The following is a 20,566-nucleotide window of genomic DNA, read 5'->3' on the forward strand; positions in this document are numbered from 1 at the left end:
TCAGGGGCCGGCTGCCTCTCCAAATGGTAGTGTGCAGAGCGTCTGTAGAGGCACTACAATCGAAATTGCGGCTGATGTGGGGGGCTGGTTCGCGATGGAACCGTTCACGATTGGCGTTCTCGCGTTCCTTGTCATCTTCGGCGCGGCCTTGTTCGGCATGTTCGTGAAGAACCGGCTTCCCGAGCACCATCTCACGCCTGACTCGCGAGATGCCATCAAGCTGGCCACGGCCATCATCGGAACGCTTTCGGCGCTGGCGCTGGGCCTGCTGATCGCCTCGGCAAAGCGCTCCTTCGACGATGCGGGGGCCGAGCTGAGGGCGACCGCGGCGCGCATCCTGCTGCTGGACGGCGCCCTGGCTCATTACGGACCAGAGACTGCGGAGATGCGCCAATCGCTTCGCCGGCTTGTCGAGCACCGTAAGCTCGAGATCGACAGCGGCACGTTGAACGCCGCCTCGCTCAATGACGAGCTGGATCTCGAGCGGATCCAGGACCGCCTGCGGGACTTGATCCCGAAGACGGATGGGCAGCGCTGGCTTCAGTCGCGAGCCCTCCAGCTGACCGGGCAGGTCGCGGAGACCCGATGGTCGCGGCCGGAAACCGAGGCCGGAGGATTTCCGAGCGTTTTCATCGTCTTCATCGTCTTCTGGCTGGCGCTCCTCTTCGTATCCTTCGGATTGCTTGCGCCGGCAAACGCGACGGTGACCGTGTTCCTCCTCGTGTCGGCGATATCCGTGGCAGGGGCACTGGTGCTCATCATCGATATGGACCACCCTTATCTCGGCTACATCCGGGTGTCCGACGCGCCGCTGCGGCTGGTCCTGGAGCGGCTTGGTAAGCCCTGATCGAGGTTATCGCCGCCGGCGAACCATGCCTTTGGAACCGCAGAACCAACCGGCGAGGGCGCAAGATGGGGATGCTCGCCACAAGGGGAGCATGACGGGGGCAAGTCTCCCGGATCGATGCGGCGAATGCACGGGAGTGTAGCGTTCTGTCGTTCGAGCCGAGCATCTCGGCGGTCTTCGTCGTCATTACAGCGCCGCGGATAAATCCCTTGCGCCAGCTCGCGAACGGCGCGAACCTCCCTTCCTATGCCTCTTCGACGGCCGCCCGACCCGTTCGGGCCGGTGCGACCGCCGCCCGACCGGCGCCTCAGGGCTTTCCTTCCCGCTGCGCCGGCCTCCATCCGCGCCGATGAGGGGCGAGCCCTTTCGTCCTCGCGGTCCAACCCGAAGGAGGACGTCATGGCAGCACAGAACGGCAGGGGAGACGCAGCCCGCGGCCTTAGGCGCGCGGGGCCACGGTGCATCGCGATCGTCGGCCCCTTCCAGAGCGGCAAGACCACCTTGCTCGAAAGCATCCTGATGCGCTGCGGCGCGCTTTCGCGCACGGGCGCGGTCAAGAACGGCAATACGGTCGGCGATGCGGCGCCCGAGGCACGGGCGCATCAGATGAGCACGGAGCCCAGCGTCGCGACGGTCGAATTCCTCGGCGACACCTTCCATTTCATCGACTGTCCCGGCTCGGTCGAGTTCCTGCACGAGATGCGCCATGTGCTGCCGGCAGTCGATGCCGCCGTCGTTGTCTGCGAGGCGGATGACCGCAAGGCGCCGGCGCTGGAACTGGTCCTGCGCGAACTCGAGGAGGCGGATATTCCGCGCTTCCTCTTCCTCAACAAGATCGACACGGCCTCGCGCCGCGTCCGCGAGACGCTCGGCATCCTGCAGCGCGCCTCACGCACGCCGCTCCTGCTGCGCCAGATCCCGATCTGGAAGAACGGCATCGCCGTCGGCTTCATCGACCTCGCCCTTGAGCGGGCCTTCATCTACCGCGAGCATGCGCCGAGCGAGATCGTGCCGCTGGCGGTGGACGAGAATGGCCGGGAGAAGGAGGCGCGCTTCTCCATGCTCGAGCGGCTCGCCGACTATGACGACGAGCTGATGGAGGAGTTGCTCGGCGACATGGAGCCGCCGCGCGACCGCATCTTCGACGATCTCGCCCGCGAATTGCAGCATCGCCATGTCGTGCCGGTGCTGATCGGCGCGGCGGAGCGCGGCAATGGCGTGACCCGGCTGCTCAAGGCACTCAGGCATGAGGCTCCGACCCTCGCCGAGACGTGCGGGCGCGCCGGCATTCTCGCCGAGGGGCCGCCGCTCGCCCAGGTGATGAAGACCTGGCATTCGAGCCAGGGCGGCAAGCTCTCACTGGCGCGGGTGATGCGCGGCCGGCTGGCGGAAGGCGATGTCGTGACCTCGTCGGGAGGGGTCGAAGCCCGCATCGCCAGCGTGCTGACGCTGAAGGGCGCCGAACAGAGCCGCAAGCCGGCGGCCGAGGAGGGCGAGGTCGCGGCTTTCGCCAAGCTGGAAGGCATCGGCACCGGCGATGCCTTCATGCTCGGCAAGCAGCGGGCGAACGTCGTCAGCGCGATCGCACCGCCTGAGGCGGTCCACGCCGTCGCCATCTCCGTACGGGATCGCAAGGACGATGTCCGGCTGGCCGCAGCCCTGCAGCGGCTGGTGGAGGAGGACACCGCGCTTGCGGTCACGCAGATCCCTGAGCTGGGCGAGACCCGCCTGTCGGGGCAGGGCGAGATGCATCTGCGCGTCGCGCTCGAGAAGCTCGCGGGCCGCTACGGTGTGACTGTCGCGAGCCGTCCGCCCCAGGTCGGCTATCGCGAGAGCATCCGTGGCCACGCCGGCGCGCGCGGCCGGCATCGCAAGCAGAGCGGCGGCCATGGCCAGTACGGCGACGTCGTGATCGAGGTCGTGCCGCTGCCGCGTGGGGACGGCATTCGCTTCGTCGACAAGATCACCGGCGGGGTGGTGCCGCGCCAGTATATCGGCTCGGTCGAGGCCGGCATGCGCGACTTCTGCGAGAAGGGGCCACTCGGCTTCCCGGTCGTCGATATCGAGGTGACGCTGACGGATGGCTCCTACCACACGGTCGATTCCTCGGACATGGCGTTCCGGCAGGCGGCGCGGCTGGCGATGAGCGAGGCGATGCCGGGGGCGAAGCCCGTGCTGCTCGAGCCGATCCTGTCCGTCGATGTCGTCATCCCGTCGGAAGCAATGTCGCGCGCATCGGCGCTGATCTCGGCGCGGCGCGGCCAGATCCTCGGCTACGATACGCGGCCGGGCTGGCGCGGCTGGGACCAGATCAAGGCGCTGGTGCCGGAAGCCGAGATGCCCGGGCTCATCGTCGAGCTGCGCTCGGCGACCTCGGGCGTCGGCTCGTTCAACGCACGCTTCGACCATCTGGCGGAGCTCGCCGGCAAGCCGGCGGAGGCGGTCGTCTCCGCGCAGGCCCTGGCCTCTGCTCAGGGGCGCTGACGGGGGGCAGACTCCAGAGAGGAGCAAAACCAGAAGGCAATCGGACCTATGCCCAGGATCGGTCCGAGCTAGAGCATTTTCGAGCGAAGTGGATACCGGTTCGCGTGAAGAAAATGCGATAAAACAAAGACCTAGAGCATTTTCGCGATTCGGAGAAACGCGGAAATGCTCTAAATCCGTTCGCTCTTGACCCAGCTCGGGCATTGGTCCGACGCTGGCGGCGTCAGCCTTTTGGCAAAGACCAAGTGCTGGCGCCGCCCCGCTGTTTTGCTGGCGGTCACCTGCCTTGTTCAGGCAGCGCGGCCGCCTCGTACCAGTGCTATCGCCGGTGTCGCCGGACGTTGGTCGTCTTGCGTCCTGAAGGCGGCGACGAGCTGGCTCAGGCGTTCGATCTGCGCCAGCAGCGTGCGGGCCGACGTCGCGCTCTGCTCGGCGAGCGCCGCATTGCGCTGGGTGATTTCGTCCATATGGCTGACGGTCTGGCTCATTTCCTCGATGCCGTTGGCCTGTTCGCCGGTCGCGGCGGCGATCTCCTTGACCGTGCCGGAGACGCGTGCGGAAGCATCGACAATCTTCTCCAATGTCTCGCCGGCGAGTTTGACCAGGCGCACGCCTTCGGTCACCTCGGCATCGGAGGAGCCGATCAGACCCGTAATATCCTTGGCGGCTGCCGCCGAGCGCTGCGCGAGCGCGCGGACTTCAGCAGCGACCACGGCAAAGCCGCGTCCGGCATCGCCGGCACGTGCCGCTTCGACCGCCGCATTGAGCGCCAGAAGATTGGTCTGGAAGGCGATGCCGTCGATGACACCGGTAATCTCCGAGATCTTCTTCGAAGCCTCCTCGATCCGCGCCATCGCTTCGACGGCATCCTGGACAATGTTGCCGCCGGTGCGCGCGATGCTCGTCGCTTGATCCGCAAGGGCCGCGGATTCCCGTGAAGACTGGGCCGAGGTCTTTACCGAAGCGGCGAGCTGTTCGGTTGTTGCCGCGGTCTCTTCAAGGGCAGAGGCTTGCTCCTCCGTGCGCGCAGAAAGGTTGGTTGCGCCGTCGTTGATCTCCTGCGACGACCCGGCGATGGCCGTCGAACTCGCCTTGATGGTCGCCACCATCTCGCCAAGCCGGTTCATCGCGTCGTTGAAGTGGTCACGGATCTGGGCGTATTCGGCGGGGATGTCCTGGGCTATCCGGAAGCTGAGATCGCCGTCCGCAAGGGCCGCCATGCCCTCGCTGACCAGGGCCACGGCCTTTTCCCGCTCGGCGGCCTTGGCGTGCTCGACCGCGCGCGCTTCGGCCTCAACCTTCAGCCGGGCTGCCTCGGAAGCTTCGAGATAGACGGAGATCGAGTAGTCCATGTCGAGCAGGGCGGCCTTGACGATCGCTCCGATCTCGGCCGCGCGCTCATCCGCGCCTGGCCGCTTCGAGCCGAAACGGCCTTTCGGCCAGCGCGCTTCCAGGACTTTGCCGATGATCTGCGACAGCAACAACGCATAGCCGCCGATGTACCAGCGCGGCTCGAGGCCGATCCTGGCGTGGACCTCGCCGACGCGGGTGACTGCGGCAACATAGTCCTGATCGAACTGCCCTTTGGCGATGCGGTCCCAATGAGAGATCTGTCGATTCTTGGCGCTATCGACCTGATCTTGGCTGCTGAAGAAGCGCTTGGTTTCCGGATAGGCCTTGATCTGAGCATAGAAGGCGTCAAGCGCATTCGGAAGCGCTCCGACAATCGTCTTTTCGACATCCCGGAGCCGCTGCTGCGCATCCGCACCGAGTTCCATGAAGTCAAGTCGCCGCGTGAGTTCGTCAGAGCCAATCATTGATTCTCTCCCCCGCACCTGCCGCTCGTGGCAGCCTGGGTGACGCTACGGAATCATGATTAAAATCACTATAAAGAGGAGCCTGCGCGGTCGATGGTCCGTGGTTCGATTTTTATCTCAAGCGATTTACGGGGAGATCTCTGTTCGAGGGCTGGCGGATTTCAGAACCGCCCTCAACTGAGCCTAAAGCCGGCCGCGAAAGACGAGGTATCAGCGCGTAGGCGTGCCGACATAGTGCTCGAACTTTTCCCAGAACTGGCCATCAAAGACGCTGTGCCTGTCCAGCCCAAGCGCGATCCCCAGGTTTCGGCACAAAGCCGGATCGAGATCGCCGGGCCGGGTTGACTGCATAAGCTCTAGAAACAGGCCCTCGAATGCCATCTCATATTCGCGATTGTCCAGATATCGAAGGATTTCCCGTCGCCCCTCGGTGTCGATGCCGATGCGGTCCACATTGCTCCGGATGAAGGTCTCGGCCGCTTCAAACATCGACGTGCTTTACGATGTGATGCGTCCAGGGTGATCGGGATATCTCATCTCCGGTCGGGTTCTCCGTTTCATATTCTTCCAACTCGCCGTCCACAGAACCGGCACGCTGTCGTCCCGGCTCTCCTCTCCCTCAATGCCGCGCTCCTTCCGCCCCCTGCATCTCCACCTCAAACTCCACCAACTGCCCGAATAACGTACCCTTCCGGAAGTCCTCATCGAACCCCCAGCCGGAATGCCTCTTCTGCTTCCGGCTCTCCAAAGCCCCCAACCATGTCAGCGGTCGGAGAACCCGCGTCACCATGGCGAACTCGGGGAGATCGTGGGCAGGGACTTCGCCCAAGGTCTCCATGATCGTACAGGACTCCATCAGACTCCCTGCGTCGGACCAGCTATGCGCCGCCACGGACAGGCTCCAAAGGATCACGCCCATATGGTGCTGCGGCCAGAAGTCGATAGGGTTCCTGTCGAAGTCCTGAAGGTTCACCTTCCAGAACACCGCCTCAAACAGTTCAGCTAGCAGGGCAGGGGCCGCTTCAGGCGCTAACATGGCCTTGCCTGCCTTGGTCGCCTTCAGGACCCCTGAGCGTTTCCGGAGGAGACCCGCAGCTTGCAGCACGATCCTCGTGAACAAGACCCCGTAGGCGTCATGCTCGTTGATGACCTTGTTCATCGCGAGCGTGGTGGCCTTGTCGTATCCCGGCCATTCCGTCCGGTCGAAGACATGCCAGACATCGACACGCTTCAGGGCTCCGGCAGGCGTGAGCACCAGCCCGTTCTTCTCCACGGCCAGCTCCAGCAGGAGGCGTGCAGCGTGAACCATGGGGACCTGAAGGGCGGACTCCACGGGGACGTTGTGGGGCGTGAGGCGGACAGCCTGCGGGACCCTGCCGGGCGGCTCTAGGAGCGCCTTGAGGGAGGCAGGTTGAAGGTGCGCCCAGGCGGGAGGAGGAGTCGTCACGCTGGGAGCGTAGGCGGGCCGGAGCGAAGGCTCAACAGCCGGGCCGAGGGAGCGCCCACAAAAAGCGTGTAGGGGACAACGTGTGCGGTGGCGTGTGGGGGAAGGCAAAATCTCGCCATCCCCCAAGTCGTTGAAAATAAACGGGTATTTGTCCCCGTTCTCAGCGCTTTACCGCGAGTAGAACTCGATGACCAGGTTCGGTTCCATCTGCACCGCGTAGGGCACGTCCGACAGCGTCGGGGTGCGGGTGAAGGTGGCGGTCGACTTGCCGTGGTCGGCGTCGATGTAGTCCGGAACGTCACGCTCGGCGAGGGTGGCCGACTCGATGACGATCGCGAGCTGGCGCGAGCTCTCCTTGACCGCGACGACGTCGCCCGGCTTGACCTGATAGGAAGCGATGTTGACGCGCTTGCCGTTCACGGTGACGTGGCCGTGGTTGACGAACTGACGGGCCGCGAAGACGGTCGGCACGAACTTGGCGCGGTAGATCACCGCGTCGAGACGGCGCTCGAGCAGGCCGATCAGGTTCTCGCCCGAGTCGCCCTTCAGGCGGATCGCCTCGGCGTAGTAACGGCGGAACTGCTTCTCGGAAATCGAGCCGTAGTAGCCCTTCAGCTTCTGCTTGGCGCGCAGCTGGGTGCCGAAGTCGGACGGCTTGCCCTTGCGGCGCTGGCCGTGCTGGCCGGGGCCGTACTCGCGGCGGTTGACCGGGGACTTGGGACGGCCCCAGATGTTCTGACCGAGACGACGGTCAATCTTGTACTTCGCCTCATGGCGCTTCGACATGTCGCGTGTCCTCTATGGTTCGCGAGTTTGAGGACCGCGCCCTCCTGCTCCCTGGCAGCCTGCCGTGCATCCTGCGGATGCACCATTGGCGAGCTGCCATTTTCTTTGCATCGGGTTTGCCCGAAAAGCGGAAGCCACTTTTCGGACCGATGCACCGGGGCGACAGATCCGGCTTCCGAAGGAAAGCGGATCACGGGTGCGGAAAAAGCCACGCGGCCCCGTGAGGAGCCGCGCGACGAGAGGCCTATGACCTAAAGCCGGCTTCGAGTCAATTCCGCCCAGGCGGAAAGCACGGCTTAGCGCCAGTAGTAATGATGGCGATGATGGCGGTGGTGGTGCTTGTACCAGCCATAATGATGGCCGCGGTACCAGCCATAGTGCCGGCGCGGACCATGGCGATAATAGCCGTGATGTCCGTGGCCCCCGTGCCAGCCATGAGGCTTCGCCTGTGCTTCGGAGGTCGCCCCGAAACCGGAGAAGGCGAAGCCGAGGGCAAGCGCCGACAGAAGCAGCAGTTTTCTCATGGGTATTCATTCCTCGCGATGGTCGCCATCACACGGAACGCAGGGAAGGGATCGGAGTTCCCGTCAGTTTGCCAGCGGCATGGGCTCGATCGCGACATGCGCGAGGCCGTAGCCGGCGAGCGCGATCCGCAATGGACCGCTCAGCCCGGCGCCGGAAGTGAAGATGGCGGTGGCGTCCGGGCAGGGAGCGTCTCCGATCGGACCGAGCAGCGCGACGACGCGGCGCGCGATCGCTGGAGCGGGATCGATCCATTCGACCGGCCAGGGCGCGAGCCGCTTCATCCGCTCCAGCAGGAGCGGGTAATGCGTGCAGGAGAGCGTGACCACGTCAGTGCGTCGGCCGTTCGCCTCGACGAAGCAGGGCGCTATCTCGGCCAGCAGCGCCTTGTCATCGACGGCTTCGCCCTTCAGGGCCTGCTCGGCCAGGCCCGCGAGCCGCGTCGCGCCGACGAGCGTGACGTCGCAGCCGCCGGCATAGGTTTCGATCAGTTCGCGGGTATAGACGCGCGCGACCGTGCCAGGCGTGGCGAGCACGGAGATCATCCCACTTTTGGTTGCGGTTGCTGCCGGCTTGATCGCCGGCACCGTGCCGACGAAGGGGATGGCGAAGCGCGCCCGCAATGCTGGCAGGACCAGCGTCGAGGCGGTATTGCAGGCGATCACCACGAGATCGGGACGGCAGCGGGCAATGAGCCGCTCCATTACGGCGAGGATGCGGGCGACGAGCGCCTCTTCCGTGAGCCGGCCATAGGGGAATCCGGCATCGTCGGCGGCGTAGACGATATGGGCGCCCGGACAGGCCTGTGTCGTACGCGACAGCACGGTGAGGCCGCCGAGCCCGGAATCGAAGACGAGGATGGTGGGTTGGGGGCGCGGGAGCGCGAGGGGGCGGTATCCCGTTCCGGCGAGGAGATCGACTTGCATGTCAGCGCCGTGAGACGTCAAAGCTCGACTTCGCCAGAGACCGGTTAAGAGACGGTCAATGCCGCGTTGCTCGCTTGTCTCGAATTTATTTGACTCTGTCCACTAAATTGATTTTGCCTTCACCAGGGAGGTGAGCCATGGACGCCATCGAGGTCGAAGCCGCCGCTGCGATCCGCCGGTTCAACCGCTTCCATACCCGTTGGGTCGGGGCGCTCGGCGGCAGCCTTCATGGCTCCGGGCTGTCGCTGACGGAGGCGCGGGTGCTCTATGAATTGGCGCAGCGCGACGACTGGCAGGCGGCGGAGCTGGCCAAGGCGCTCGACCTCGACCCGGCCTATCTCTCGCGCATCCTGCAGCGCTTCGCGACGCGTGGATGGCTCGATCGCAGCCGGTCTTCGGCCGACGGGCGGGCCTGGCGCCTGCAATTGACCGATGAGGGCAGGGCGGCCTTCGCCGCGCTCGACGGCGCGTCAGAGGCCCAGGCGCGGTCGATCCTGTCGCGGCTTCATCGTCCCGAGCAGGCCATGCTGGTCGATGCGCTCGCCACGACGCAGCGCCTACTCTCGGGGGAGCGGCAGGCCCGTTCTCATCCGATTATCCGCGAGCACCAGCCTGGCGATATCGGCTGGGTGATTGCTGCCCATGGCCGGCTCTATGCCGAGGACTACGGCTGGGACCAGAGCTTCGAAGCTCTCGTCGCCGAGATTGCCGCCAAGTTCCTGCGCGAATTCAAGCCCGGCCGCGAGCGCTGCTTCATTGCCGAACTGGAGGGGACGCCCGTCGGCTCCGCCTTTGTCGTCGAAGAGGACGAGGCGACGGCGAAGCTCAGGCTCGTGCTGGTCGAGAAGCGTGTGCAAGGGCTGGGGTTGGGCAAGGCGCTGGTGCGCGAGGCTGTCGACTTCGCCCGCAGCGCAGGTTACCGGCGCGTGGTGCTCTGGACCAACGACATCCTCCATGCCGCCCGCGCGATCTATATCGCGGAGGGTTTCCGCCTGGTCGCGGAAGAGCGGCACCATTCCTTTGGCCAGGATCTTGTCGGGCAGAACTGGGAGTTGGTGCTCTAGGAGCCAGCTGCGTTTTCCTGGAAGCGCGCCGTCATTCCGGGGCAGCCCGCAGGGCTGAGCCCGGAACCCAGAACCGATGCCGCTCATCGGATAGGCGAACGAAGCGAGGAGCTTACCTGTCGCAGGACAGCGGTTCTGGGTTCCTGGCTCGGACCTCCGGTCCGCCCCGGAATGACGGTCGTGGTTCCGTCAAAACACAGCCCACATCTAGCCCGAGGTGCCGTCAGGCCTTCAGGCGCGCCAGCCTCGCCGCTGCCGCCCGGCCGGCGAGCGTGGCCCCACCCACGGTCATCGCGCCGCCGCCCGCAGTCGCCTCTCCGGCAATGAGGAGGCGCCCGCCGATCGGCTGGGCCAGGGCTTCCCGGGCTTTCTCATGTCCGGGGTCGCAGACGGAATAGGAACCGCGCGCGAAGGGATCGGTCCACCAGGCCGGGAAGGATACGGCTCTGACCGTTTTGCGGAACTCGCCGCCGACCATCTTCGCCAAGAGGTCGACGACATGGGCGTGCGCCTCTTCCGGGCCAGCCTCGGAGAGCTTGCGGGCATAATCGCCGCCGCAATAGCCGATGACGATGTCCTTGCCGTCCGGGAACATGTCGAAATTCATCATGCGCTCGGGTGCGCCAGCCTCGAGCAGGCTCGCGCCGGGCGCGAGGCCGAAGCGATCGCCTTCGACCTTGAGCGCGATCTTGGTCAGCGCTCCCATGTGCAGCCCGGCGAGCGCGTCGCGGGTGGCTGCCGGAAGCTCCGGGGTGAAGCGGATGGCGCTGGATTTGAGCACGCCGACCGACACGGTGAGAATGCAGGCATTGGCGCGGATATCGCCTGACCGCGTGGTGACCGTCACGGCCGGTCCGTCCCAGCGGATCGCCTCGACCACTTGATCGATGCGAATATCGAGGCCTGCGGCGGAGCGCGTGACGAGATTGCCGTAGCCCGAGGGGACAACGAGATCGTCGCCGGACCAGAGGCGCTGATAGTCGCGCGCGGAAATCCGGCTTGATTCCTCCCCGATCGAAAGCAACAGGCCCGACGCCGCGATGGGGGCGCTATCGGGGCCGAGGTCGCCGAGCAATTCCGCGACCGACATGTCGCGCCCGGCGAGATCGACCGTCTCGAGCCGCTGGTCGATCCGGTTGAAGGCATCGCGCCTGCGGCGGCGATCGGCATCGGCCATGGGGCGCCCGTCAGTAAAGACCCGGAAACCGCCCCCCCAGGGTTCCGATGCGGTTTCGATGCCGAGCTCGCGGGCGATCTGGACCCAAGGGTTGCGTTCCGCCCAATGGATGAACATGGCGCCCGCGTCATATGTCGCGCCGAGGGAGGCATCGGTGAAGGCGCGTCCGCCGACGCGGCCGCGCGCCTCCAGAACGATGGGCTTGCGGCCGGCGGCACGCAGCGTCTGAGCCGCGGCGATGCCTGCCGCTCCCGCGCCGACAACGACAATATCGGCATCGCTCGCCGCTGAGCTGCGGCCGGCGATCGTGAAAGCAGTGACCATGGCGCTGCCCCCAGTCAGCAGCCTGCGGCGGGTCATTCTGGGATGGCGGAGATTCATGACGGGACAATGCGCGCTGTCGACGATGTTGCAATGGCCGGAAGGGCCGAAGACGCCGCTTTGACGATCACGACCTCGGGAGCGAAGTGTGGCCGCAAATTGAGAGTGTGTAATTCTACATTAGAATAGTTCTATTTTGGAATGAATCTATTGTCTCTGCAAATATTTTCAGACAATTGACAGTATATGATTCGATCAATATCGATCCTGCAACCTTGTATTAACGTATAAGGTCTTCTTTTTACTTATTTTAAATTGCCGATCAGGGTCGAGGACCCGTGCGGTAAAGATGGGATACGGGCGATGGGGAATCTTTCCGGCCGGCTTCGCGGCAGCGTGGCGCTTGGAAGCCTGGCATTGGTGCTTTTTGCTTCGACTGCCGAAGCCCAGCAGCGGAACCAGCAGGCCGCGCCTCCGGCAAGCTCCGTCGGCGAGGCGCCGGTCGTGCTGGATCAGATCAACGTCCAGGGGGAGGGTGTGCCAGGCGGTGCGCTGGTGAGCGGGCCGACGACAACGCGCGTGACGCGCCAGGAACTCGACCGCGAGCAGATCCAGAGCCTGACGGATCTGTCGAAGCGCGTCGAGGCGGGCATCACCTTCAACCGCCAGACCAACTCGCTCAATATCCGCGGCCTCGACGGCGCGCGCGTGCTGACGACCATCGACGGCATCCGTCAGCCGTTCATCGTCGATACCCGCGTCAATCGCGGTGCCCAGAACGCCTTCGACTTCGATTCATTGTCGACGCTCGACCTGCTGCGCGGCGGCAGCGGCGCCAGCACGCTGGGTCCGGGCGCGCTCGGTGGCGCGCTGGCAGTCCGCACGCTCGATCCCGAAGATCTGCTGCGCAATGGCCGCTCCTATGGCGCGCTCGCCAAGACCGGCTATGACAGCACCGACCGCGCCTGGTTCGGCAGCGCTGCTGCGGCGGCCAAGATGGGCAACACCTCTGTCCTGCTGCAGGGCGGCTTCCGCGACGGGCACGAAACCGACAACAGGGGCGACAACAAGACGATCGGCGCGGCGCGCACCGCGCCCAACCCGGCCGATTTCAACCAGTACAACTTGCTCGGCAAAGTCTATCAGCAGGTTGGCGAGGCGCATCGCTTCGGCATCACCGGCGAGTTCTTCAAGCGTGCCGACCGAGTCCAGACCCGTACGAACACCGTTTCGCTGACCGGCAATTTCCGTCCCGGCTCCTACCAGACCGGCGAGGACGTCGAGCGCAACCGCGTCTCGCTGAGCTATGACTACAAGATGCCGGGCTCGTTCTTCGACGAGGCCCATGCCATCGCCTATTGGCAGCGCCTGAAGCGCAACGACCTCGTCAGTGCCTGGCGCTACACTTCCATCGTTGGCCCCTACGGGCGTAATAACGAGAACGAGGAGAATGCCTACGGCTTCAACGGCCATGTGATCAAGAGTTTCGAGACCGGCGCGCTGACGCACCGCCTGTTGGTCGGCACGGAGCTGCGCATGTCGACGCTGGAACAGTTTTCATCGGGCGTCGACAACTGCCCGGCCAGGCCGGCTTCCGGCCTCTTCACCGCGCCTTACACGACTTGCAACAACCTGCATACCAATCAGGCAGACCAGCCGAAAGTCGACGGAAAGCTTCTCGGTATCTACGCGCATGACGAGATCGGCATGCTCGACAACCGGCTGCGGATCTCTCCTGGCGCCCGGTTCGACTGGTATGAGGAAGTGCCACAGAACACGCCGGCCTATTTTGCGGGCGGCTCGCGGCCGACCAGCTTGCCGCGGTCTTCCAGCGATACCGGTTGGTCGCCGCGCGTTCGCCTCGAATACGATATCCTGAAGAACGCTCCGTGGGTGAAGGACATCACCTTCTTCGCGCAATGGGCCAAGACTTTCCGGGCGCCGACCGCGAACGAGCTCTATGGCCGCTTCGGCGGACCGGGCACCTATCTGCGCGTCGGCAATCCGAACCTGAGGCCCGAAGAGGGCAACGGCGTCGATGTCGGTCTGCGCTTCGGCGACAAGCAACTCGGCGGCTCGATCACCTATTTCTACACGAAGTATCACAACTTCATCGAGCAGCTTCAGATCGCTCCTCCGGACGCGCTCTATCCGCAGGATGGCATCACCAGCTTCCGCAACATTCCGCGTGCCGAGATTCAGGGCGTCGAGATCAACGGGCAGTATGCCTTCGCGCAGAACTGGCTGGTGCGCGGCTCCTTCGCCTACACCCGCGGCGTGAACGAGACCGACAACACCTACCTGAACTCGATCCCGCCGGTGCAGGGCATCATCGCCATTGCCTACGGCACGGATAGCTGGGGGGCGGAGGTTTCGACCAAGCTCGCCGGCAAGCGTGACGACGTCGCGGCGACGACGGGCTCCAACCAGGGCTTCCGGGCACCGGGCTATGCGATCTTCAATGCCTCGGCCTGGTGGCGGCCGATGCCGCAGATCGCAGACCTTGAATTGCAGATCGGTGTCTATAATATCTTTGACCGCAAGTACTGGGATGCGGTCAACGTGCCCACCGGAGTGCTGGCGCAGGCTCGCGATTACTATACCGAGCCGGGCCGTACCGTGAAGGCGACGTTGAAATATCAATTCTGACCGGGCGTTTCGAGACCCCCCGACCAGACGAGCCGGCCCTTCGGGGCCGGCTTTTTTATTCCTCGGTCTGCTCCGGTGCCCCGGTCTGCCGCGCCAGCAGACGCGCTTTCTTCGGCCCCTCGACCAGCGACTTGAAGACACCGCGCAGCGTCCGCGCCTCCTGCTCGGTCATGTCGAGCCGGTGCAGGATGTCGCGCAGGTTCGCGGTCATGATCGGCTTCTTGCCGACCGGGAAGAAGCCGCAGAGATCGAGTTCGCCTTCGAGATAGTCGAACATGGACAGGATCATCTCGCGCTTCGCCGGCGGAGACGGGTTGTTCTCGCGGAAAGGCGGCTCGCCGCCGGTCGTCTTGAACCATTCATAGCCGTTGAGCAGGACGGCCTGGGCGAGGTTGAGCGAAGCGAAGGCCGGGTTGACCGGGAAGGTCAGGATCGCATCGGCGAGGCTGATCTCCTCATTGGTGAGGCCGATGCGCTCGCGCCCGAACAGGATGCCGACGCGCTCGCCGCCGCCGATGCGCTGGGCGACCTCCGGCATCGCCTCGGCCGGCGTCAGCACGCGCTTCATCTGGCCGCGCTCACGAGCCGTCGTCGCCAGCACGTGGTTGAGGTCGGCGATCGCCTCGGCTGCGCTGGCAAAGAGACGGGCGTTCTCGAGGATATGGGTCGCGCCGGAGGCTGCGGCGGTGGCGCCCTTCTTGAGGCCGCCGCCGCTCGGCCAGCCATCGCGCGGCGCGACGAGGCGCATCTCGGAGAGGCCGAAATTCGCCATGGCGCGGGCGCACATGCCGATGTTCTCGGCGAGCTGCGGCTCGACCAGGATGACGATGGGGGCGGCGGCCTGGACGGCCGGGCGGGTGCGGTCGGTGCCGGAACCGGTCATGGGGAGCTTCGTTCGTCTACAATGCCGCCCGCTCAGCGGGCTTTGGCGCATGCCATACGCGATGCCCGCGCTTGTTGCGAGCGCATGCTTATCGTGGAGGCGCGGGGAACCCCTCTCCTGGAAGGAGAGGGGCAGGGGTGCGGTGTAGGCCCCTGGACCAGTGAGGCGTGTCCTCACCGCGGCAACCGTCAGGTCACAGCTAAAGCGTCCAGCGGCCTTCCCCTCACCCTGCCCTCTCCCTATGGGAGAGGGTTCTCTGTCGAGGTTCCGGCCGCCCTGCTGGCCCGACGATGACGCGCCGCGGGGTGTCAGCCTGCGGCGGCTTCCACGGCGCGCAGCACGCGCAGCATGTTGCCGCCGGCGAGCTTGGCGAGGTTCTCCTCCGACCAGCCGCGGCGGATCAACTCGGCGATCGCGGACGGGAAGGTGGTGGTGTCCTCGAGCCCGTCCGGGTTGACCCAGCCGAAGAAGTCCGAGCCGATGCCGATGTGATCATGGCCGATGCGCTTGGCCAGATATTCGACATGGTCGCAGTACTGCGCCAGCGTCGCCTTCGGGCGCGGGCCGGCCTTGGCGAGGATCTCGGCCTCGATCTTGGCGTAGTCGGTGCCCTCGGGCGTCTTGCCGTATTGATCCTTGGCCGGGCGGTGCCAGTCGCGCGAGGCCTGGCTGATGAAATCGGGCACGAAGGTCGCCATCACGACGCCGCCATTGCCCGGGACGCGGTCGAGCACGTCGTCGGGGACGTTGCGCGGATGGTCGCAGAGCGAAAAGGCGTTGGAATGCGACCAGACCAGCGGGGCGGCGGAAACGTCGAGCGCGTCATGCATCACCTTGGGCGCGACATGGGCGAGGTCGATGACCATGCCCAGCCGGTTCATCCGGCGCAGCACGTCTTTGCCGAAATCGGTGAGGCCGTTGTGGCGCGGCGCGTCGGTGGCGGAGTCGCACCAGTCGGTGGTGTCGTTGTGGCAGAGCGTCATCAGCCGTACGCCGAGATCATAGTAGGCGTCGAGCGCGTCGAGCTCGTTGTCGAGCGCCGTGCCGTTCTCGATCGTCATGAACAGCGCGATCCGGCCTTCGGCCTTGGCGGCCTCGACATCGGCGGCCGAGAGGCCGGGGCGGAAGACGTCGGCATGGCGCTTGAGGATGTCGCGCATCAGCGCGATCTGGGCGAGCGCGAAGCCGGCGGGCTTGGCCTGCTTCGGCGGGACATAGGCCGCGAAGAACTGCGCTGCGAGCTTGCCGGCCTGCATGCGCGGGATGTCGGTGTCGCCCTCTTCGTGGATCTTGTCGAGGCCGTAGGTCGCGACGTTGCCCTTCGCCTTGGCATCCTTGCGGATGACATAGGGCAGGTCGTTATGGCCGTCGATCAGCGGCACACGGTCGAGCAGGGCGAGCGCGGCGGCATAGGCATTGTCCTGGACGGGCGGTTTGGCGAGGGCCATGGCGAGGTCTCGATCGGGAATCGGAAGGCGCCATGGTGGCAGGCCGGCACGCGGCAGGCGAGGGGGCGAAGTGCAGGGCTGTCATCCCGCACGCGCCGCAGCACGGAAGTGCTGCTGCGCAGATGCGGGATCGTAGGACGAGAGGGCGCCTTTGTCTGATGACGGTCCCGTGTCTGCGCAGCAGCGCTTCACGCTGCAGCGCGCACGGGATGACAAGCGCTTTATGAGAAGCGCGACGGCGCGAAGGGCGTCGGGTCGACGAAGACCTTCTGGCCGCTCACCATCTCGGCGACCATGCGGCCGGTGACGGCGGCGAGGGTCAGGCCGTGATGCGCGTGGCCGAAGGAGAACCAGAGGTTCTTGTGCCGCGGCGCCGGGCCGATGATCGGCATCATATCCGGGGTGCAGGGCCGGCGGCCGAGCCAGGGCTCGGGGTCGACACGCTCGCCGAGCGGGAAGAGCGCCTTGGCGATCGGCTCCGCCCGGGCGAGCTGCACCGGGGTCTTGGGCGCGTCGCGATCGGCGAATTCGGCGCCGGTGGTCAGGCGGATGCCCTGCAGCATCGGCGCGAGGAAATAGCCCCGCTCGGTGTCGAGCACCGGGTGGTTGAGAACGGCGTTGCCCTGCGGCTTGTAGTGCATGTGGTAACCGCGCTTCACCGCGAGCGGCAGCCGATAGCCGAGCTTGTGGGTCAGCACATCGGCCCAAGGGCCGAGCGCGACGACGACGTCCTTCGCTTCGGCCTTCGTGCCGTCGGCAAGAGTGACGCTCCACCCGGCGCCGCTCTGCGTGAGCGTTGCGGCATCGCCGATGGCGAGCTTGCCGCCGAGCTTCTCGAAGAGCGCGACATAGGCCTTGGACAGGCCGAGCGGGTCGACGACCGTGACGGGATCGGTCCAGTGCAGGCCGCCGATCAGGCTGGCATGGTCGAGATGTGGCTCCTCGGCCTTGAGCGCGGCCATGTCGAGGGCGCGATAGTTCAGACCGAAATCGCGGTTCCAGCGGGCAGCCTCGGCGAGGCGCTCCTCGCGCTCCCTCTCGGTGCGGAACACCTTCATCCAGCCCTTGCGACGCAGAAGCTCCGTGGCGCCGGCTTCCTGCGCGAGCGCATCGTGCTCGCTGACGCAGTGCTCGATCAGCGTCGCGTATTTATGGGCGATCGCGTCGTGGTGAGAGGCGCGCGAATGCAACCAGTAGGAGAGCAGGAACGGAGCGAGCTTCGGGATCGCGCTCCAATGATAAGACGCATCGATGGTGTTGTTCATCGCGTAGCGGATGAGCGCACCGAAATCATGCGGGAAGCCGTAGGGGTAGACACCCTCGCGCTGGATCAGGCCGGCATTGCCGTAGCTGGTTTCCTCGCCCGGCCCGCGCCGGTCGACGAGCAGCGTGGAGCGGCCAGCCTTTTGCAGGTGAAGCGCGACCGAAATGCCGACGATGCCGGCGCCGAGAACGATCGTATCCACCTTCATGAGACTACTCCTGCCAACCCTTTTTCCCGCCGAAAATACCGGTTTGCGGCGGCTTGTCAGCGGCGCGACCGGATTTTGCGTCGGATCGCGGTATCTTTCGCAAATTCTGCGCCATCTTGCCGGGAGTAGCCAATCAAGGCGGCAGTCGAAGGAGTTGAGCGCAATTTTATGCCGGCGCAGGACCGCTCCGCTCCGCGTGCAGGTGACGCCTGAGGCGCGATGGGCCAGTGTGCGGCTGTTTCGTGAACGATTCCAGAGCCGTGCCGATGCGTCCAGTCGCCCTTCTCGCCGCCGCGCTCGCATGGCTCGGGCGCCACGGCACGCAAGGCTTTGCGCTGTCGATTTTCCTCGGTCTCGCGCTCCCGCAATTCTCCGCTGCGGCGCGGCCGGTGCTGCCGATCACCATTTTCTGCTTCACGACCGTCGTGTTCATGCGGGTCGATCTGGGCGTCACCGCCAGGCTGCTGCGCCGGCCGGCCAAGCTTGCGGCCTCCTGCCTGTGGCTGATCACCGGCCCGGTGCTGCTGATCGGCGGAGCGCTGCTTCTGGTCGGGCGCGAGAACCTCGATCCGGGGATCGTGCTGGGCTTGGCGATCATGGGGTCGGCGCCGCCGATCATGTCCTCGCCGGCGGTGGCGATCCTCTACGGCTTCGAGCCGTCGCTGATCATCGCCAGCGTCATCGTCACCACGATTCTGAGCCCGCTCATCGCACCGCTGCTGGTCGAGTTGCTGGCGGGCGCGGCCGTGCCACTTGACCGCTGGGTGCTGATGCTGCGGCTCTTGATCTTCATCGGCGGCGGCATGGTGGTCGCCTTCGCGCTGCGGGCCTGGCTCGGTACCAAGCGGATCAAGGCGATGAAGGCCAATCTCGATGGCTTCGGCGTGCTGATGTACTTCATCTTCGCCATCGCCGCGATGGATGGCGTGACGCGGGCCGCGTTCGACAATCCGCGGCTCGTCCTGTTCGTGCTGGCCTGCGTCTTCGCGGTTTCGGCGGCCGGGCTCATCTCGAGCTGGCTCGTGCTGCGCAGGCTGCCAGCCTCGGAACGCTTCATGATCGGCTATGGCACTGGCCAGCGGAACATGGGGCTGCTGGTGGCGGCGCTGGGGGCCGGCGTCTCGCCGACGACCTTCCTGTTCTTCGCGCTGGCGCAGTTCCCGATCTACCTCTTGCCGTGGCTGCTCGGCGGCATCGCAGCGCGTATCCGGCGCAAGGAGGCCGGTCAGCCTGCTGACGGGCGATGACGCGGCGCCCTGCGAGGTTCTGCTGTCGCAGGAGAACCGCGCCATGATCACACTCTATTCCGGGCCGCTGAGCCTGTTCTCACGCAAGGTCGAGATCGCCCTGACGGAAAAAGGCCTCGGCTTCCAGCGCATCATGGTGCCGTTCAACCAGACGACCGGCTACGACCCCAAGCATCCAGAGGTCGTGGCGCTCAACCCGAAGGGCCAGGTGCCGGTCCTCAGCGATTGCGGGCTCGTCCTCTACGATTCCACCGTCATCAACGAATATCTCGACGAGGCCTATCCCGAGCCGAAGCTGATGCCCGACAGCCCGGTCGAGCGGGCGCGCTGCCGGCTCGACGAGTTGTATGCGGACGAAATCCTGTTTCAGGCGGTGAAGCCGCTTATGCATCGCACGAGCCCGCCTTCGCCCGACCGCGACCGGCGCATCGCACAGGAGGCCGATGCGCTGATCGCCGAAGAGGTGCTGATGCGCCATTACGAGGTGCTGGAGCAGAAGCTGGCGGGCCGCGAATTCTTCGGCGGCCGGCTCTCGCTGGCGGATATTGCCCTGTTCATGAGCGTGCTCTTCGCCCGCCGCTTGGGCGGGCCGCCGCTCGACGGCTTCGAGGCACTGGCGGGCTGGTTCGCGCGATTGAAGCTGCGCCCCGCCTTCGCGCAGGTGGTGGCGGAGATCGCGGAAGCCGACAGAAGGCTGTCCTTTCCGGTGAAATTGCGCTCAGCCTGATTGCAGCGGCAGCCCGGCGGGGATAAACCCGCCGCCATGACCCGCCCCATCCGCATCGCCCCCTCGATCCTCTCGGCCGATTTCGCCAAGCTGGGCGAGGAGGTGCGCGCGGTCGACGCCGCCGGCGCCGACTGGATCCATTGCGACGTGATGGACGGGCATTTCGTGCCGAACATCACTTTCGGCCCCGATGTGCTGAAGGCGATCCGCCCGCATACCCAGAAGTTCTTCGACGTGCATCTGATGATCGCGCCCGTCGACCCCTATGTCGAAGCCTTCGCCAAGGCCGGCGCCGATCTGATCTCCTTCCATGTCGAGGCCGGGCCGCACCCGCACCGCACGCTGCAGGCGATCAAGGCGCAGGGGAAACAGACCGGCATCGTGCTCAACCCCGGCACGCCGGCGAGCGCCGTCGAGGCGCTGATCGAGGATGTCGACCTCATCCTGCTGATGACGGTCAACCCTGGCTTCGGTGGCCAGAGCTTCATCCGCTCGGTGGTCGAGAAGGTTTCACAGGTGAAGGCGCTGATCGGCGACCGCCCGATCACGCTGGAGATCGACGGCGGCGTGACGCCGGAGACCGCGCCGCTGGTCGCGAAGGCCGGCGCCGACACGCTGGTCGCCGGCTCTGCCGTGTTCAAGGGCGGGCCTTCGGCCTATGCCGGGAATATCGAAGCGATCCGCAAGGCGGCCGAGGCTGCGCGGGGCGATTGGGTTTGAGATTATTGCCGTTTTCGGCGCCGGTCGTC

17 protein-coding genes are annotated in these 20,566 nt (G+C 65.6%); 7 read left to right on the plus strand and 10 right to left on the minus strand.

Annotated elements, in window-relative coordinates; all coding sequences use genetic code 11:
• Window positions 1-94 precede the first annotated feature (94 nt).
• A complete protein-coding gene (locus tag FQV39_RS00220; RefSeq protein ID WP_187640294.1) occupies window positions 95-847 on the plus strand; it encodes a bestrophin-like domain in 753 nt (250 codons plus the stop codon).
• A 399-nt stretch (window positions 848-1,246) separates the two neighbouring features.
• A complete protein-coding gene (locus FQV39_RS00225; RefSeq protein WP_149128474.1) occupies window positions 1,247-3,331 on the plus strand; it encodes an elongation factor G in 2,085 nt (694 codons plus the stop codon).
• Window positions 3,332-3,621: 290 nt separating this feature from the next.
• On the opposite strand, the gene FQV39_RS00230 is transcribed toward FQV39_RS00225, so the two are convergent.
• The 6 genes from FQV39_RS00230 to murI form a co-directional block, all read right to left on the minus strand.
• Window positions 3,622-5,148 carry a globin-coupled sensor protein gene (locus FQV39_RS00230; protein WP_149128475.1) on the minus strand — a complete coding sequence of 509 codons (1,527 nt, stop codon included), beginning with the start codon at window positions 5,146-5,148 and terminating at the stop codon, window positions 3,622-3,624.
• Between the two features lie 210 nt (window positions 5,149-5,358).
• Complete coding sequence (locus FQV39_RS00235) at window positions 5,359-5,637, minus strand: hypothetical protein (protein WP_149128476.1); 279 nt, start codon at window positions 5,635-5,637, stop codon at window positions 5,359-5,361.
• A gap of 130 nt (window positions 5,638-5,767) precedes the next feature.
• Complete coding sequence (locus tag FQV39_RS00240; protein ID WP_149128477.1) at window positions 5,768-6,457, minus strand: hypothetical protein; 690 nt, start codon at window positions 6,455-6,457, stop codon at window positions 5,768-5,770.
• A 306-nt stretch (window positions 6,458-6,763) separates the two neighbouring features.
• Window positions 6,764-7,381 (minus strand): 30S ribosomal protein S4, encoded by a 618-nt coding sequence (rpsD, locus tag FQV39_RS00245; protein WP_149128478.1) that lies wholly within the window; start codon window positions 7,379-7,381, stop codon window positions 6,764-6,766.
• A 296-nt stretch (window positions 7,382-7,677) separates the two neighbouring features.
• The gene (locus FQV39_RS00250) at window positions 7,678-7,905 is read right to left on the minus strand and encodes a hypothetical protein (protein ID WP_149128479.1); all 228 of its coding nucleotides are present in this window, start codon (window positions 7,903-7,905) and stop codon (window positions 7,678-7,680) included.
• A gap of 63 nt (window positions 7,906-7,968) precedes the next feature.
• Window positions 7,969-8,829, minus strand: coding sequence for a glutamate racemase (gene murI / locus FQV39_RS00255; protein WP_149128480.1), 861 nt, complete (start codon window positions 8,827-8,829; stop codon window positions 7,969-7,971).
• A gap of 137 nt (window positions 8,830-8,966) precedes the next feature.
• Here murI and FQV39_RS00260 point away from each other — a divergent pair, with 137 nt between their 5' ends.
• Window positions 8,967-9,893, plus strand: a complete 927-nt coding sequence (locus tag FQV39_RS00260) for a bifunctional helix-turn-helix transcriptional regulator/GNAT family N-acetyltransferase (protein ID WP_149128481.1) — start codon at window positions 8,967-8,969, stop codon at window positions 9,891-9,893.
• 223 nt (window positions 9,894-10,116) lie between these two features.
• On the opposite strand, the gene FQV39_RS00265 is transcribed toward FQV39_RS00260, so the two are convergent.
• Window positions 10,117-11,394: a flavin monoamine oxidase family protein gene (locus FQV39_RS00265; protein ID WP_248313184.1), complete on the minus strand. Its 1,278-nt coding sequence runs from the start codon at window positions 11,392-11,394 to the stop codon at window positions 10,117-10,119.
• Between the two features lie 360 nt (window positions 11,395-11,754).
• Between FQV39_RS00265 and FQV39_RS00270 the strand changes: the two genes are divergently transcribed.
• Window positions 11,755-14,040 (plus strand): TonB-dependent hemoglobin/transferrin/lactoferrin family receptor, encoded by a 2,286-nt coding sequence (locus FQV39_RS00270; RefSeq protein ID WP_149128483.1) that lies wholly within the window; start codon window positions 11,755-11,757, stop codon window positions 14,038-14,040.
• A 55-nt stretch (window positions 14,041-14,095) separates the two neighbouring features.
• Here FQV39_RS00270 and FQV39_RS00275 read toward each other — a convergent pair whose 3' ends face one another.
• The 3 genes from FQV39_RS00275 to FQV39_RS00285 form a co-directional block, all read right to left on the minus strand.
• Window positions 14,096-14,923: an RNA methyltransferase gene (locus FQV39_RS00275; protein WP_149128484.1), complete on the minus strand. Its 828-nt coding sequence runs from the start codon at window positions 14,921-14,923 to the stop codon at window positions 14,096-14,098.
• A 308-nt stretch (window positions 14,924-15,231) separates the two neighbouring features.
• Window positions 15,232-16,371, minus strand: coding sequence for a dipeptidase (locus FQV39_RS00280; protein WP_149128485.1), 1,140 nt, complete (start codon window positions 16,369-16,371; stop codon window positions 15,232-15,234).
• 221 nt (window positions 16,372-16,592) lie between these two features.
• Window positions 16,593-17,843, minus strand: coding sequence for an NAD(P)/FAD-dependent oxidoreductase (locus FQV39_RS00285; protein ID WP_149128486.1), 1,251 nt, complete (start codon window positions 17,841-17,843; stop codon window positions 16,593-16,595).
• Window positions 17,844-18,109: 266 nt separating this feature from the next.
• Here FQV39_RS00285 and FQV39_RS00290 point away from each other — a divergent pair, with 266 nt between their 5' ends.
• From FQV39_RS00290 to rpe, 3 genes are read left to right on the plus strand one after another with little or no spacing between them, the layout of a single operon-like run.
• Window positions 18,110-19,090, plus strand: a complete 981-nt coding sequence (locus FQV39_RS00290) for a bile acid:sodium symporter family protein (protein WP_149128487.1) — start codon at window positions 18,110-18,112, stop codon at window positions 19,088-19,090.
• A gap of 43 nt (window positions 19,091-19,133) precedes the next feature.
• Window positions 19,134-19,817 (plus strand): glutathione S-transferase family protein, encoded by a 684-nt coding sequence (locus FQV39_RS00295; RefSeq protein ID WP_248313185.1) that lies wholly within the window; start codon window positions 19,134-19,136, stop codon window positions 19,815-19,817.
• 36 nt (window positions 19,818-19,853) lie between these two features.
• Complete coding sequence (rpe, locus tag FQV39_RS00300; RefSeq protein WP_149128488.1) at window positions 19,854-20,537, plus strand: ribulose-phosphate 3-epimerase; 684 nt, start codon at window positions 19,854-19,856, stop codon at window positions 20,535-20,537.
• Window positions 20,538-20,566: the final 29 nt, after the last annotated feature.

It is taken from the genome of Bosea sp. F3-2 (genome assembly GCF_008253865.1).
Classification (GTDB): domain Bacteria; phylum Pseudomonadota; class Alphaproteobacteria; order Rhizobiales; family Beijerinckiaceae; genus Allobosea.